Consider the following 15192-nt stretch of genomic DNA (forward strand, 5'->3'; position numbering starts at 1 on the left):
CGCTCTTCGCACTCCCGGGAGCATGGAAGGCACTCTCCGTGCCCTAACGTGCCCTTAGTTGGTAACAACTGGGGCCGGAGCGGAGCTACCCCGATGCCCACCTCATCGACCGTCATAGACACTCACCCGGGCCTTTCAGGCACACCTGCGGGTATGAAGACGCGACGACGCGGCCGCCGCGCCGCGTACGGCAACATCCGCGAGACCCGCCCCGGCCGCTGGCAGGCCCGCTACACGGGTCCCGACGGTCGTCGACGGCCGGTCGGCACCTTCGACAAGTACGAGGATGCAAACGCCGCCCTGGCCAAGGTTCTCGCCGACGTTCACCGCGGCACCTATCGTGAGCCGGAGACCGGTGATGTCCCGCTGCGCGAGTACGCTCGGACCTGGCTCTCGATCCGTGAGCTCAAGCCGTCCACCCGCGACGGCTACGTGGGCCTCCTGGATCGGTGGATCCTCACGGCGCTCGACGTCCCTGGCACAGGTCGGCAGATCAATCTCGGCGATCTCCCGCTGCGCGCGATCACACACGGTGTCGTCTCCGAGTGGTATGTCGCGCTGAAAGCGGCGACAGCCGCCTCGGCGACAGCCTGGCTTTCGAGGCAGAGGAAACTTGCCGACGCCGCCCATGTACGAGCGTGGGCGCGGCTGAGCGCGCGCCCCGTCAAAGAATCTGGCCGGATGCCCGCTGCACTGTGGCAGGCATGGCGCGATGCCGGTTCGCCACGCGTGGCGAAGAACGCCGTGCGAGCGGAGGCGGTAACCGGCCGGACACAAGCTGCGCATGCCTACGCCCTGCTGCGGACCGTCTGCAGCGACGCGGTGCGCGACCGGCTCCTCGACGCCAATCCCTGCACGATCCGTGGCGGCGCCCAGACGAACCCTGCCGAACGCGTCATCCCGGCCGGAAGCGTCGTTGATGCCATCGCCGCCGCGTGCGTCGGCGGCTCGGAGCGTTACCGCGCGGCAGTCATCGTGGCGGCTTGGTCTGGGCTGCGCGCTGGGGAGCTGTTCGCGCTGCAGCGCAAGAGCGTCGAGCGGACAGGGGCGGGCGGGGTACGACTCCGTGTGACCCGGGCACTCGTAGACGTCAAGGGAAAGCCGATCTCCTTCGGCCCGCCGAAGTCAGAGGCGGGCAAGCGTGGCGTCCACCTACCGCCGCCCGCCGCCCGGGCCCTCCTTCTCCATCTGGACAAGTTCACTGACCCGGATCCAGACGCACTTGTCTTTGCTACGAGCACCGGGCGACCGCTCCGCGGCGGTCAACGAAGCCAGATGTTCTCGCGGGCCAAGTCCCGTGCCGGGATGCCACCGGAACTGCACTGGCATGATCTGCGCCACCTGGCCGCGACCCGTGCAGCTGAGGCCGGTGCGACGCTGGCCGAGTTGATGAAGCGGCTCGGCCACTCCACGGTCGCAGCCGCCATGGTGTACCAGCACGCGACGGATGACGGGGATGCGCGCCTTGCGGAGCGAATGGCTGCACTCGATGCGGCTCAGCAGGCACCGAACGTTCTCGCGTTCCCGGCCTGACCTACGGGCGGTGCCCGGCGAAGTCGTTACCGGGCACCGCCTGTGCACCTCATAGTGACGTTCCAGACGAGTCGCTGGAGGTGCATGATGAGTTCCACCCCCATCAATTCGAGCAAAGCCGATCCGTTGGTGAGTGCCGCCCAGGCCGCTCAGGTCCTCGGTGTGTCCCGATGGTGGCTCGGCGAGTTGGTCCGCCGCGGACGGCTGGGGCCTTGCGCACGGATAGGCAATCGCATTCGCGTGCGCCAGTCTGTCCTGGATGCCTACCGGGCCGAAAAGGTCGGCGACGCTGGCGATCCATGGCTCTCGTACGAGGGGATCGCAGACTACCTCGACGTCTCGCCGTGGACTGCCGGCGAACTGGTTCGCCACGGCGAGATCGAGGCGGCGCGTATCGGTCGGCGGGTACTTGCCAAACGCTCGGCGGTCGAGGCCTACATCGAACGATGCACAACGTAGTGCGGACACCGACGGGGCGCCGATGTTCTGCTCGGGTCGGTGGCTATGGAGGCGAGAACGGGGAGCCGAAGCCGAAATGGGGACGGTGCCGAAACCTGTTCAGGCGGGTGACCGGGCGGCCCATGTGCGCTCAGTTGTAAGCGTCGTCGGATCGGTGCCGTCGTACGGAACGGCACCGATCCCGCGGTCAGTCGACAGTCGGCGGCAGGACGGCAGCGGCGATCTTCTCCGCGATTACCTCGACGCTGTCACGTGCGGTCTCGAACCCCGCGAGGTCCGGCAGGAAGCCGCTGTATTCCGCGACCTCGTCGAACGTGACGTTGTCGAGCACCGGGATCAGAGTCGGCTTGTGGAGCAACGCGCCGAGCTCCCGTTCGGTCCAGAAGCGCCCGGCCAAGTACGCCGGCGTAAGCAAGGCGATCCCACAGCGAGCTGACCGCACTCCCACGTCCATCTGGCGCGACTGGGATACACCAGGCTTGATCGCGACCTCGTCGAACCACACATCGACGCCCAGAGCGGTCAGGGCTGCGTAGAGCGCCGTCCCGACGTTGTGGCCGTCGATTCGCGCGTAGCTGAGGAACGCGTCGTGGTCACGCTCGGGGAGCGCGGCCACACGCTCTTGGACCCGGTCGGCCAGCACCCGCTCGGAAGGGGTGTAGGTCGGGCCAGACGAGCCGCCGGAGCGGAGGCGTCGGTTCAGTTCAGTGACTGCCGTGCGGTTCCGCGCGTCGGCCTGACGGTTCTGGGTGTTGACCTGCCGGTTGTGCGCGTTGACCTGCGTGATCTGGCGGTTGTGCGCGTCGACCTGTCGCCGGGCCTGCCGGTTGTACTCGTTGACCCGCCGCTGGTTCTCGCGGTCAACGCGATCGAACTCGGTCTGAACCCGACGGACAGCCTGCCGCTGAGCCGCGCGTGCCTTCTGCTCCGCTGCCCGGACCTGAGCCCGGAACTGTGCAGCGTTAAATCGAGCCACGTGAATACTGCTCCCGTCTCGCACGGCAGCCGACTGTCGCGGTGCGAGAGGTCGACGGTTGACGACCACTCGCACCCGCGACGTAGTGTCTACCTGTTCCGGCAAAGAACCTGGCGACCCCGCGTCGACCTTGACCCGAATCGGTCAACGGTTGGCCGGGGTCGTCGTGCGCTTACAGTTCAGGACGCTACACCTAGTGCCTGACACCCGCGGGGAGCACAACCTGTTGTGTTTCGCCCGTGTCGCCTGAGGGCGGGGCGCATCTTGGCGCCCATGGGCATGCTTCTGCCCGATGGTGCTGGATTACCGAGATCTGGCCCGCACGCAGCAGGTGCGGTTGGCCGAGCAAAACGGCCAAGAGAGTCTTGTCGTCAGGGTTCGTGGACCGGCGCCAGTGCTGATCCTCGGGGTCGCTCGCCTCGGCATCGGGTATTCGCTGAGACACTATTGGTGAGCCTTCCAGCGCCCGAGGCGCGCTGTCATGCGAGCGTCACAAGCCCGGCGCGTCCGCGCCGGTGGATGGTCGCGGATGCGGTGGTGCCGGCACAGCGGGCCGGACTACTCGGCTGCCCGAGCTGGTCGCGGGGTTAGCGTGGTCCGCGGTCACGTGACTGGCGGTCCAGGCATCCTCGGCCTGGCGGAGTCCGTCACGGACGGCCTCAAGGAGCCCGGGGCGCATCGGGGCAGGATTTGCCCCAGCTCGGAGGGCACCGGTGATGAGGCTCGTGAGCCGGCTCGCGGGGTCCGCGTGCTGGAGCACTCCCCACACGAGAGGTGGGTGCCACGCTGCGAGAAATGCCGCGGCGGCGGCAGTGGTCGCGAGCATGGGCCGTTGTTCGGCCGGCGCGGCACGGTAGGTGCGGACCAAGGCTTCGACGCGGTCATGGCGGGGATCTCCGTCGAGAGCGGAAGCAAGCACGGCATCGCGCACGGTGACGTCTGTGGTGACTAGATGTGCCAGCGACTGTAGATGGGCCGGGTCGTCGATGCGGCCAGCAGCAATATGGTCCAACGCGGCGACGGCAAGATCTGCGCGCGTGGCAGGCGAGACGGTGGTCAGATACTTCGCCTTAGCCCGGTCCAGCGGCCCGAAGAGCGGTTCGGGAAGGGGCGCGACTGAAGCGAACAGTTCCTCGCGTGACGCTGCCGGGGCGCGCATGCCCAGACCGACCATGTCGGGTGAGGCCTGTGGGATCGGGAGGGCCGAGCTCCACGGACCAGCCGGGTCCTCGACCGACCGCCAGGTGCCGTCGAGGACCTGAACAGGCGTCGAAGCCACCTCGAGAGCATCCTCTATCTGCTCGGCAAGGAGTTCTGCGCGGTCGTTCCCGTGGGGGCCATACCCGACGACGAACACATGCGCGACAGGCTCGGCGTCCTGCATGTTCCTGCGGAAGGAGGCGACGACGCCGCGCGTATCGATGCCGTCTTCCCACTGGAACGCGCCGTGCGCGATCGCCCGTTTGTCGGTCCCAAAGAACCCCACGACCACATGGTCGTCGGTGAGGTGGTGGCCGATCGTGAAGGGGATCTGCGCGACGTAGTGGCCGATCGATGGGACCTTGATGGTGGACATGGCTCGCTCCTTGTCGTCCTCTTGCCTGTGACTACGAGGTGCGCTCTCCGCGTCGCGGATGACATGCGTCGTGCATGCTTGCGGCCCGTGACCGCGAGGGTCACGGGCCGCTCGTTCACGCGACGGTTTCAGAATCCAGGTCCGGGAAGGTCGGGACGTGCCTCGCCTCCTGGTCCCGGTGGCTTCGACGGCGGATCGGGACTCGACTTTCCGGATTCGGCTCGTTGGGGCTTTGAGACGCGGAGGTTCCTGATCCGGCGCCGGACGGCATCTAGGTCCTCCCGGCGGGCAAGGGTGTTGTCGATCGACACGTCGGGGTCGAGACAGTGATCGGTGTTCGCGGTGAGCCCGGCGGCTCGTGCGTGGTCGGTTATCTTCGCCAGGCCTGCGGTCAGATCCCGGTCCAAGCCGAGCCCAGTCGGGTGGACCACCAGCTCCGGGGAGCCCCAGACGCTGGGACGTGCGTCGAGACGGCCCAAGACGTGGCTCGGGTTCGCCCGGAAGTACTGGTTGACCCGGACCTCCTGCCCACGAACGAGCTGGACCGACGTGGGTAGGAATGTGTGCGAACGGATGGGTGCGCCGAAGTGGCGACGCATGATCAGCAGGTCGACGACGGCGTCGTTGCCCGGGTTCTCCCGCAGCGCGCCGGACGGCATGCGCAGGGCTCCGACGAGCTCGCCCAGCTCGGTCAGGAGGCGACGACTATCGACGTCGGCGTCGTCCAGCACGTCGCGGGAGACCAGAGCGATGGTGTAGCCGCCGGGCTCGGTGTTGGCCAGGCAGCCGATGATTCCCAAGATCTGCTCGATCCGGCGATCGCTGCCAACCCCGGGCCGGTGCAGCGCGACGTCGGTGTAGGCGGGTACGGCGATAACGACGTCGAATCGGTCATGATCGGCGTTCCGATCCCAGGTGCGGAGCAGAATCCCCGGGTGTGGGGCCTGGCCCGGCAGCCCGGGCCGCTTGGGGATCGTCGCCGCCAGCCCCGACAGGGCACCTGGATCCATGCGTCGCTCGAACACCGGGACGCCGGCGAAGGTCTCAGCGTCCTGCCCGATGGTGAGCATCCGACCACCGCTGATACCAAGGTCGCGCAGCGCCGCCCAGACTCCGCGGGCGATGAGTTCGTAGGCGCGTGAAGCGTCGGTGGTGTCGTGGTCGTGCATCGCAGTGATATCCGCACGAGCAGCGGCTTTGCCATGCTCGTCGTCACCGTAGACCTGATCGAGTGCCCGCTCGAACAAGTTCGGCTTGGCGTCGTCATCGAACATCAGATTCCCCCTCGGGGCAGCGGGCGTCTACCCAGGACTTGCAGGGACGACCTGATGTGCTCCTCGACCGCACGGCGGGCAGCGACGTCCTCGGCGAGCCAGGACTCGAAGTCGGCGGCACGGTCGAGGATCGGGGTCGGTTCGGCGGCGTCTTTCCAGGCCTCCTCCTTGCCGAACCTGGGCTCTCCAGGCCACAGCGTGACCTTCGTCGGGCGGTCCTCGGTCAGCGCTGTACCGGACTGGCCGACCCAGTCGTGCAGCCGCCGCAGCGACTCGGCGAGCTCGCGGTGCCAGGCGACAGGCGCAAGCGCGGACGCCTCGGAGTCAAACGAGGCGAGCCAGGCCGTGTGCAGGGCGGAGAGCTCCCAGCGCAGCACGGCGTGCCGATGCCACAGCGGCGGGATGTGCGTGGTCCCGAGGCCGTAGTCCCGGCGCAGCCAGTCGACCCACTCGTCCAGAACCTGCCAGTAGATCTCCGCTTCGTAAGAGGTCAGCGCCCGTAAGTTCATCGGCTGCAACGGGATCGGGGCGTCCGGACCGCTGCCCGACGCCAGCGAGCCGGGCTGGTCGTCGCCATCCTCGTCGTATTCCTCGCCGGTGAGGGCCGCGACGTCGCCGGGGAGCCCGAAAGCCTTCGAGAGGTAGGCGTCCAGAAGCGATTCGGCGTCGGACGCGATCCCCTGCTGGGTGGCGTCGAAGTCCTCGCGGCCCCTGCCGTCCGGCTTCGCGCGGTACGACTCGTCGCCGCTGGAACCGTTGGTGTTCTCGTTCATGACACTCGCCGCCCTCACGCTGTCCGCGCAGCGGAGGCGCGCTCGGGCACGATCAAGCCCGCGACGATCGGCTGGTCGTCGCGCATACTCGTGGACCGTGCGGCCTTCTTCCTGGCGCGGGTCAGCCGGGTGCGGCGCAGGGTGTAGACGGCGTTGACGGCGTCGTGCCCGATCCGGCTCGCAATGAACGACGGCACGGCGGACCGGCCGTCCTTCAGCCGGCCCGACGCGATGAACCAGTCCCCGAACCGGAACCGGTTGTGCAGCACGTCGGCGATGCCTGCGAACCCGACCAGGTCGCAAGCGACCGGGTTGGTCTTGACGTACTCACCGTCCTCGGACCTGCGACGGGGTGGGAAAACGTCCACGCGGACCCGTACGTAGGCCGTGCCGTTGACGGCGCGCCGCAGACGCGGGTCTCCGGCGAGGCGGCCTACCAGGCTCATGGACATCGGAATCGGGGTCGACATGGCTACCTCCTGAGATCCGTTTGCCCACCGGTCGACGGGCATTCTCAGAACTCAGGTGCGTAGGCCATGCCAGGTCAGTCGGTGGTTGTGGAACGACCTCAGGCAAAGCCCGTGGTGAACCAGGGGCTCATGAGTGCGCGAGCTTCACCTCTCGCGGCGTCCGCGCTTGAGGTTCGCGAACGGCATGGTGTCGTACTGCCGTCGGAAGCCGGCGATGAGTTCCGACTCCAGGTTCTCGGCTCGGTCTGCGGTCGTGGTCTTCCAACAGACAAGCAGTTGGTCGCTGTCGGCGAGGTGCCAGATGTAGCGGCCTCCCCAGTGGGCAACGGGTTCGCCGGATCCGTGGCGGCGGTACTCGTCCAGACGCTTCCGCAGTGTGCGGCGGCCCTTGATGCCGCCTGTCGCCGTTCCGATGTAGACGACCGGTGTCCCGGTGACCCACTTCCGGTCCAGCTTCGTCCGGATGACGGACGGGTCGCGCCCCTTGAACCAGCCTGCGGGGTTGACCTCCAGGAACTCCGGCTCGTCGCTTGCTTCTCGAATGATGACGTAGGCGCCTGGTTCGTCCGGGACTCTGGACGTCGGAAGGTCTGGAAACGGCACGAAGCCGAGAAAGCCAGCTTCGCGCAGACCCGCTGTCGTCCACTCCACACGACCAGAATAGAGCCGACGACGCAGGTCACGAGACCGGCCGGTCGTGATCGCTGTGTGCGTCCTCGAACGCGACCCGGCCGGCCGTTAGCTGGCCGGCGTCCGACCGCCTCGTCCACGGCCGCAGAGTCGCGACGATCGGCGGGGACGAACGGAGCAGCATCAGGCCCTGCCCGAACGGCAGGGTGCGGATCACCTCGGGCGGCATGACCGGCACGCGGCGCAGGGACCGCTGGACGGAGCGGGCCCCGTCAGCTCCGATGGTCCAGGAGTCGGTGATCTCGTCCTTCTCGCCGAGGAGAGCGGACAGGTCGCGCAGGTCGGAGGCCGACGACGTCCCGCCGAGGACGACCTTGACGATCGAGGAATCCCAGATAGCCGCGGCCGACTCCGCTCCCCACTGGTCGCGCGCCTGCGCCAACGACTGGAAGACCGGGATCGTGGTGATGCCGGTTCCTCCACCGTCGGCCATCAGGAACCGCAGCGACGGTAGCGGGGTGATGTTGCCGATCTCGTCCAGCGCCAGGAGAAGGGGCGGGTCCAAGCGCTGCCCCGACGAGCGGGCGGCGAGGCGCCGGGCCGTCTCAGTCAAGTCTTCGATCAGGGCGGCGACGAGAGCCGACGAGGCGGAGGCGCCCGAACCGGTAGCCAGGAGGTAGAGCGTGCCCCGCTCGCGCAAGAACGTCTCGGGGTCGAACCGTTCGTCGGGGCCGGGCGAGACGGCGGCGAGCACGGACGGGTCCGCGAGACAGGCCAGGGCTTGCCCGACGCCCATCCAGAGGCTGTCCCGGGTGCGAGGGTCGCCGTTGATCATCCCGTCCAGGCCATCGCCCCACCCGTGTGCGGCGCCCGGGTGGCCGCGCAGGATCGCGACAGCGTCGGCCGCGGCAGCTGGCGACAGGGACCAGATGTACAGGTCCTTCGCCGTGCGCCCGGCGAGGGCCGCGGCGTGGAGCATGGCCTGGAGGGCCCCGCGTGTGGTGTTCTCCCAGAACCCGCCGTTGTCCACGCCCTTGCCGCCGAGCCCGGTCTCCTTCGCGAGGCCGGCCGCGCGGACCATGGCTCGGCGCGGGGTCTCGCAGCCGCGGATCGGTGACCAGCGCAGCCCTGCGCCGACATCGTCGGCCAGGCTCTGCGGGTCGAACACCGCGACCGGGCCGATCGTCTTGCGGGCTGCGATCGTCACTGCGAGCGTGTCAGGCCGGGTGCTGGTAGTTACGACCGCGCCCGGCGCGTCGAGGACGGCATTGATCACCAGATGCAGCCCCTTGCCCGAACGGGGTGGACCGAGCACGAGCATCGAGTCCTCCACCGACGCCCACAGTTCACGCCCGTGGGCGTGACCGAGGAGGTAGCCAACGTCGGACGCCATCGCCTTCTCGAGCGAGGGGCGCAATGTCGTCGACCGCTTCACCAGGGCGCGGCGGGAGGCGGAACGGGCCAGGTCTGAGGACGACGCCAGCCCGGCTGTGTGGTTGGTGTGGGCCGACGGCGTCCGCAATCCCTTCGCGAGCCGCCATACGAACCAGATGACGATCACGGCTGCAACGATCATCACGGTGACGGCGAACCAGTAGACGAACGAGTTCAGCCCCGCCGCGCCGAGGACGGTGCCCGGGTGTGCCGGGTCGGTGAGGACCTTCAAACCGGCCGCCGCGCCGCCGTCGGGCATGGCGTGGCCGGTGAGGAACGCAGCGACGTTCCCCGCGATCCGCAACACCGCCGACAGCATGGTCAGCGCGGCCAGGGCAATCAGAGCGAGGTTGGTCAGCTCTTCTCCGCCGTTGCGGGTGCTGTTCGTGGTGGACACGTCATCTCCCGAGGTGCGGACCTTCGGCATGACCACGGAAGCCGTGGTTGAGGTCGTCCGGGCCCGGACCGGAACGACTGGGTCTGTTGAGGGCGTCATGGATCGCTCGGAGGCTGGGTGGTTCGTGATCGGCCTGGTTGACGTAGATCTCGCGGGACTCCTCACCGATCGCGACGACGTCGCCAACCATCGCCCGCAGCGCAGCTGGCAGCGTGAACCCGACGCCGCCGCGGTCGTCGGCGGCCAGGCGTGTGATGACCACGGCGACGGCGACCTGCTCCCCCGGTGTGTACCCGCCGGCCTCGAACCAGCCCGACGACAGGCGCCCGGTCCCGGTGGGTGTCCCTGACGGTGGCTCTGTGGGTGTGAAGTCCGGTCGTGACGGCTCCGCCAACTGCGCCGGTCGTGGGCCGAGATAGGCCAGCCGGTCGCGGGTGACGACGTCGGTGAAGATGCGTCCGCCGTCGTGCAGGACGACGTGCAGGGGACCGTCGTTCGTGGTCAGGAGTTGGTCCAGCACCCACGGCACATCCGAGCGGCCCAGCCGCACCTCTGGGGCGACCCCGCCTGGGCCGGGCGGAACCCACGGCTCTTCGTCGACCGTCACGGTGATGTGCCCGTCGTTGTCGACGTCCATCACGACGCCGACCGGTCGGGCATTCATCGCCTTAGCCCATCCGTCAGTGCCGCCGAGGCAGTGCGGCCCGGGTGTGGTGCGCGACGGGTCAACCCGTCGTCTACCACCGCAGCGTGAGCCGAGGCGGCGGGCGAAGGCGTCGTCGGACCGGAGCGCCGCCCGGGCCCCTTGCGATCGAGCGTGCGGTCCAGGCCGGGCGGATCGCCGTCGGGCACCATCTGCGTGTCCAAGCCGTCGAGGATCTGCAACGCGATCATCCGCACTCTGGCCGCGGTCTGCTGAACCGCCGTGACCGGGTCGACGCCCTTGGCCCGGGACGCCCAGGTCGACACATACGGGACGGTGTAGTCCGACGAGTCGACGCCGTGCGCCGCCAGGACGAACGCAGCCACGGACTCCGCCTCGACCTCCGCGATCCCGCGATGGGCGGGCACATCCGGGTCTTTCGGGTCGTGCCCGACCAGGTGGCCAACCTCGTGACTCAGCGTCTTTGTCCTGGCCAGCGGTTCCATGTCCGCACGGACCAGGATCCTGTCAGGGCCCCACATCGTGACGCCGTTCGCGCCACCGATCTCCGCAGCGTTCGCCACATCGTCGAGTCTGAAGTCCTTTGCCCGGATCAGCGCCGCGAGCCCGTCCCACAGCCCGGGCGGTGCTTCACCGTGCAGTAACTGCGGCGCCGGCACCTCGGGCAGGTCGGGGCCGTCAGTGAACTCGGCCGGAAAGACGTGAGCCGGGCGAACGCCCACCATCCGTGTGGCGACGGCCTCCCCTGCCTCGGGCTTCTCACCCGTGGCCAGGCGGCGGACCGAGCCGTCGTCAGCGACTGCGACTCGTGCCGTGGTCGGAGCGAGGATCTGGAACGAGCGTGCGCCGCGCACCACGTTCCGCCCCAGTTGCTGCCACTGGCGGTAGCCAGCCACGAATCGCGGATACGGCTCGGGCAGCAACCCCTTCTCGTACGCGGCAAGGCTCTGCGTATACAGCAGCAGGCAGTTACCGAAGCTATACCGGCGAAACTTCGCGGCGAACACCATCGCACGCTGCCAGTCCTGCCCGCTGACGAGTGACTCGACGGCATCCGTGAGCGTCTCGTGCAGAGCGTCGAGTTTCGCGTTGCGGTCAGCGATCTTGTCGTCGGACGTCGGGTCGTTCCTGCGCATCGGTCCTCCCAGTGGGTCTCTGGGATACAGGTGCACAAGGGGTCCCGGCGCTGGCTGTTCGTGGCGGCCATATGGGTCCTGCAACAAGTTCAGAGAAGCAGGTCACCGACTGGGGCTCCCTGAACCTTCACTTGGTAGAAGCTTCAAGTCGGCCAGGAATATTCGTTCGTACTTGTGTCCACCTCAGCACCGATAGAATCAAGCGAAACGGACTGGGGATGCAGATGGGGAATCTTGGTGGTTATCAATCGATGGTCACGCTAGTGAAGTCGCTCGGAGGTCCTGCGAAGGCCGCCACCCTCGGCATAGCTGTCGTCGGCGCGGCTGGCTACGGGGTCATCCGCCTCGCGGAGGCGGGAGGCAAGAAGCTGGTAGACGCGTCCAAGAACACACTTGCGAACCGACGCGCTGGTTCGCGGCTGATCGGGCAGTCGTTCATTGTCCACACAGATGGCGCGGACGACAGCGGGCTTGAATTCTATGTTGGTTCCGAGTACATCGTTCTCGAGCACGATGACGATGCGCTCCTCATCGAGCTGATCGGAGCGCAAGACAACCCACACGCGGTCTCTGGCGCGTTTCTGTCCACAATCTCGGATTTCCCTATTTCGAGGTCGGACGGGTCGAGCTGAGCTCCCAGCGCCGCTGTCGGCCCGATCCCTGGCCACTCGCGCCGGCCGGCATGCTGGAGCACCTTCTCGTTGTCAGTTCGCGTCTGCGCGGCGTCAGCGCGGTGGATCCAGTCGCCCAGCAGGTTGTCGTCGAGAATCCTCGGCGTAGGTCCATCCACATAACCCCACCCTCTGCGCGAGCCAGGAACGACGGCGCTGGGGGCACAAGTCAGATCAGGTTGGCGATGCGTTCGCCGCCATACGCCCTGCTGTATCGAAGAGCGCGAGCTCCGCGTCATGGAGTTGCAGGGCCACGTGGTAGGCCTTGCGGCCGATCTTCCACAGACCCTCGCCAAGCCCAAGGTACGGTAGCCGCGCAGTCTCCGCGGCGGTCAGGCCCAGGGCCTTCGCCGTCGGGCCGAGCTGGTCGTCCTCCTGGCGGTAGATGATCCGGGTCTCGGCGTTCGCCAGGAGCGACGTTGCAATCGCGCGGGCCGCGGAACCTTGGTCGCCGACGTTGTCCAGGTCGCTCAGCTTGTGGAACACGAGCAGGTTCGCGATGCCGTAGTGCCGGGCCAGGCGCCAGTGCGCGTCCATCCGGCGCAAGAGCGCGGGGTATTGCATGAGACGCCAGGCCTCGTCGTAGACGACCCACCGCTGCCCACCGTCGGGGTCGGCCAGCGCGCTCTCCATCCACGCGGACGCACAGGTCATGAGAACCGACAGGGCGGTGGAGTTCTCCGCAACGCGCGACAGGTCCAGGGACAGCATCGGCAGGCTCGGATCGAACGTGACGGTCGAGGGGCCGTCGAACATGCCCGCCAGGTCGCCTGCGACGAGGCGGCGTAGGGCGTGGGCGACCGGCCGGCCGTCCTCCCGAAGGCGACCGTCAGGGTCGTCGTCTCGATGCGGTTGCAGCAGGTGACCGACGACGTGTGGGAGCACCGCGACGCGGTCGGCCGCACGGACTGCGGCGGCAAGGGCGACGTCGATCGTCGTGTGCTCGACCGGCGACAACGGATGCCCGAGGGTCGTCTCCACCAGAGCCCCGAGAAGCGCTCGGCGACGGGAAGCGACCTGGGCGCCCCATTCGTCGTCGGACACCGACGACGGGCGAACGCCCGGGTCCATCGGGTTGAGTCGGGCTGCGAGGCCCGGCCCGAGCTGGATCGCCTTCCCCCCGACGGCCTCGGCGATGGCGGTGTGCTCGCCCTTCGGGTCGCACGGGACATAAACCCGACGACCGAACGCGAGCGACCGCAGGTACAGCGCCTTCGCGAGCGCAGACTTGCCCGCGCCGACTATCCCCGCGACCACGACGTTCGGCGCCGTGATGCGGCCCTGCTGGTACAGAACCCAGGGGTCGTAGGTGAAGGAGGATCCGGAAGGGAGCATCTGCCCGACGAACACCCCACCTGCGTCGAGGGCGGACTCGGCCAGGAACGGGTAGGCGGCCTGCCAGGTCGCTGAGGTGTCCTGATGCTTCGGGACCCGCAGGCCGATCGGGCTGCGAAGCGCGGCAGGGCCTGGCTCACCGTTCTTCGGCAGGTAGCGAGCCGGCGCCTCACGGACCGACGACGGCCGTGATGTCGTGTCAGTCTGCAGAGCCTTGAGCGCCCGGCGTCGTTCGTGTCGTGCCCGGCGGGATTGGCCAGCCGGCGTGAACAACGTCGCCGTGTGGATGCGCTCCTGGTCAGGGCTCACAGGCCCGGTCCGTCCGTGGTCCGGAGCGTGATCCTCGAGGTGCCGTACGGCGCCAAGGGGTCGGTCGTGGTCGCATCGGGCGGCAGCGGACGGGCGACGCCCGATGCGGGTACAGCCGACGCGGGCGGCTGCCAGGTGATGCGGCCCGCGGCATTCATCGCAGCATTCAGATGGGAATGGACGTGCTCGAGTTCGAGAAGCGCGTCGCGAACGTGGGTGTGCACAGCCCGGACGTCGGCCTGGCCCTCCAGACCCGATCCGGCTTGGCCCTGCGCCTGCGCGACATTCCGCGTATGGACGGCCGCGATCTGCTGGGCGACCTGAGACAGGGAGCGGACGACCGCGAGGACGTCAGCCAGGACCGAGTACGCGTCCTGGGGGCGCTCGGTGCGCACGCCGTCCGGTCCGGGCGGCTCGTCCTGGTGGTCGAAGCGGACAGTCGCGTGCGCCAGGGCACGGACAGCTTCGGTAGCTGCGTCGGCGTCGGCGAGGTGGTCGCTGAAGGTCGACATGGCGTGCCTCCTTCGAGGGTCGAGACGGCTCGATCACAAGGTGTGCGGAAGGTGCCGGGCTACAGCGCAGGACCTGGCGGACGAGACCCGCGATCGCTGGCATTCGGAGGCGGAATCGCCGGCCCATGCATATTGCGGCGGCGTACGTCGGCTGCCGGCCGGTCGACCGCGGCGAACTCCTTGAGCAGGCTCGCGTGCCCGAGGCTCAGGTTGTAAACGAGGGTGTAGGGACCGCTGACGGCGGTGCGGTCGCCGTGGAACGTCACGACGTCCTCTTGCACATCACCGTTGGAGATCGCCGCGTTGACCGTCTCGTCGCCGTAGTCCCACTGGGCAAGGTGCTCTATCGCGACGTCGACGCCGTGCGCGGTGATCATGTCGCACAGGTCGTAGCCCTCGGAGTCCTGCATGAAAACGATCTCGAAGTAGCGCGCCGGCGGCCAAGCCGGCGGCGGCTCGTCGATCTCGGTCGCGACCATGAACCCGAGCTCGGGGTCGTCCTCTGGCTCGGAGATCTCTTCCCACCGCTCGATCAGCTCGGTGCGCGCCACTTGCGGCCTGGAGCCCGGTCCGAGTCCGTGGTCGAGATCGGTGGGCGACTCGTTCGGGTCAGGCTCCTCCGTCAGGAGGGCGAGCTCATCCGAGTTCTCGTACGCGGCCTCCGGGACCCATGAGGAGAACAGCCCCCGGTTGTCCGACGGCGTGCTCGGGTGCTGCATCGTGTACCAGTACGCTTCCCCGGCTGCGCCGAGGAAGGTCGCCAAGGTCCGGATCATCGCACCGACGTCCGGGTGATCGCCGACACCGGACCGCAGGTCCGAACCCTCTACGGGTTCCCTGCCGGGGTTGCTGGTGTCGGTGATCCGGTACCAGTAACGCTGCCGGAACCCGCGATCTGGCAGCGGCTCGGGCTCGCGGCCTTTGTAACGGACGTCCAGACGCAGCGTCCCAGCGTGACGAACGGCGTGGATGTGGTCGGTAGTGCTCATGCCACACAGGTGCGTCGGAGCTGTCTCGAGCCACCTCATCGAACGAGCGCTCGG

The 15192-nt window shown here is 68.2% G+C and carries 15 protein-coding genes; 3 read left to right on the top strand and 12 right to left on the bottom strand.

Going from position 1 to position 15192, the window contains the following annotated elements:
* Window positions 1-153: 153 nt before the first annotated feature.
* Window positions 154-1533, top strand: coding sequence for a tyrosine-type recombinase/integrase (locus tag ACFS27_RS22565; RefSeq protein ID WP_377187805.1), 1380 nt, complete (start codon window positions 154-156; stop codon window positions 1531-1533).
* Between the two features lie 87 nt (window positions 1534-1620).
* Window positions 1621-1992, top strand: a complete 372-nt coding sequence (locus ACFS27_RS22570) for a helix-turn-helix domain-containing protein (RefSeq protein WP_377187808.1) — start codon at window positions 1621-1623, stop codon at window positions 1990-1992.
* Window positions 1993-2179: 187 nt separating this feature from the next.
* Here the strand turns inward: ACFS27_RS22570 and ACFS27_RS22575 are convergent, their stop codons facing one another.
* The 9 genes from ACFS27_RS22575 to ACFS27_RS22615 form a co-directional block, all read right to left on the bottom strand.
* Window positions 2180-2992, bottom strand: a complete 813-nt coding sequence (locus ACFS27_RS22575) for a toll/interleukin-1 receptor domain-containing protein (protein ID WP_377187810.1) — start codon at window positions 2990-2992, stop codon at window positions 2180-2182.
* A 466-nt stretch (window positions 2993-3458) separates the two neighbouring features.
* On the bottom strand, window positions 3459-4544 hold the full coding sequence (locus ACFS27_RS22580) for a hypothetical protein (RefSeq protein WP_377187813.1): 1086 nt from the start codon (window positions 4542-4544) through the stop codon (window positions 3459-3461).
* Window positions 4545-4672: 128 nt separating this feature from the next.
* Window positions 4673-5818, bottom strand: coding sequence for a hypothetical protein (locus tag ACFS27_RS22585; RefSeq protein WP_377187816.1), 1146 nt, complete (start codon window positions 5816-5818; stop codon window positions 4673-4675).
* Window positions 5818-6591, bottom strand: a complete 774-nt coding sequence (locus tag ACFS27_RS22590; RefSeq protein WP_377187819.1) for a hypothetical protein — start codon at window positions 6589-6591, stop codon at window positions 5818-5820. Before ACFS27_RS22590 ends, ACFS27_RS22585 begins: the two co-directional genes overlap by 1 nt.
* Window positions 6592-6605: 14 nt before the next feature.
* Complete coding sequence (locus ACFS27_RS22595; RefSeq protein ID WP_377187822.1) at window positions 6606-7061, bottom strand: single-stranded DNA-binding protein; 456 nt, start codon at window positions 7059-7061, stop codon at window positions 6606-6608.
* Between the two features lie 144 nt (window positions 7062-7205).
* Window positions 7206-7712, bottom strand: coding sequence for a hypothetical protein (locus ACFS27_RS22600; protein ID WP_377187825.1), 507 nt, complete (start codon window positions 7710-7712; stop codon window positions 7206-7208).
* Between the two features lie 28 nt (window positions 7713-7740).
* A complete protein-coding gene (locus ACFS27_RS22605) occupies window positions 7741-9522 on the bottom strand; it encodes a type IV secretory system conjugative DNA transfer family protein (protein ID WP_449301752.1) in 1782 nt (593 codons plus the stop codon).
* Window position 9523: 1 nt separating this feature from the next.
* On the bottom strand, window positions 9524-10186 hold the full coding sequence (locus tag ACFS27_RS22610) for a hypothetical protein (RefSeq protein WP_377187828.1): 663 nt from the start codon (window positions 10184-10186) through the stop codon (window positions 9524-9526).
* On the bottom strand, window positions 10183-11322 hold the full coding sequence (locus tag ACFS27_RS22615; RefSeq protein WP_377187831.1) for an ArdC-like ssDNA-binding domain-containing protein: 1140 nt from the start codon (window positions 11320-11322) through the stop codon (window positions 10183-10185). Before ACFS27_RS22615 ends, ACFS27_RS22610 begins: the two co-directional genes overlap by 4 nt.
* A 218-nt stretch (window positions 11323-11540) precedes the next feature.
* Here ACFS27_RS22615 and ACFS27_RS22620 point away from each other — a divergent pair, with 218 nt between their 5' ends.
* Complete coding sequence (locus ACFS27_RS22620; RefSeq protein WP_377187834.1) at window positions 11541-11954, top strand: hypothetical protein; 414 nt, start codon at window positions 11541-11543, stop codon at window positions 11952-11954.
* A gap of 213 nt (window positions 11955-12167) precedes the next feature.
* Here the strand turns inward: ACFS27_RS22620 and ACFS27_RS22625 are convergent, their stop codons facing one another.
* From ACFS27_RS22625 to ACFS27_RS22635, 3 genes are read right to left on the bottom strand one after another with little or no spacing between them, the layout of a single operon-like run.
* Window positions 12168-13637 (bottom strand): ATP-binding protein, encoded by a 1470-nt coding sequence (locus tag ACFS27_RS22625; protein ID WP_377187836.1) that lies wholly within the window; start codon window positions 13635-13637, stop codon window positions 12168-12170.
* Window positions 13634-14149, bottom strand: a complete 516-nt coding sequence (locus ACFS27_RS22630; RefSeq protein ID WP_377187839.1) for a hypothetical protein — start codon at window positions 14147-14149, stop codon at window positions 13634-13636. The genes ACFS27_RS22625 and ACFS27_RS22630 overlap by 4 nt, the downstream gene beginning before the upstream one ends.
* Window positions 14150-14208: 59 nt before the next feature.
* Window positions 14209-15138, bottom strand: a complete 930-nt coding sequence (locus ACFS27_RS22635) for a hypothetical protein (protein ID WP_377187842.1) — start codon at window positions 15136-15138, stop codon at window positions 14209-14211.
* Between the last annotated feature and the right edge of the window lie 54 nt (window positions 15139-15192).

It is taken from the genome of Promicromonospora vindobonensis (assembly GCF_042685865.1).
Classification (GTDB): Bacteria; Actinomycetota; Actinomycetes; order Actinomycetales; family Cellulomonadaceae; genus Promicromonospora; species Promicromonospora vindobonensis.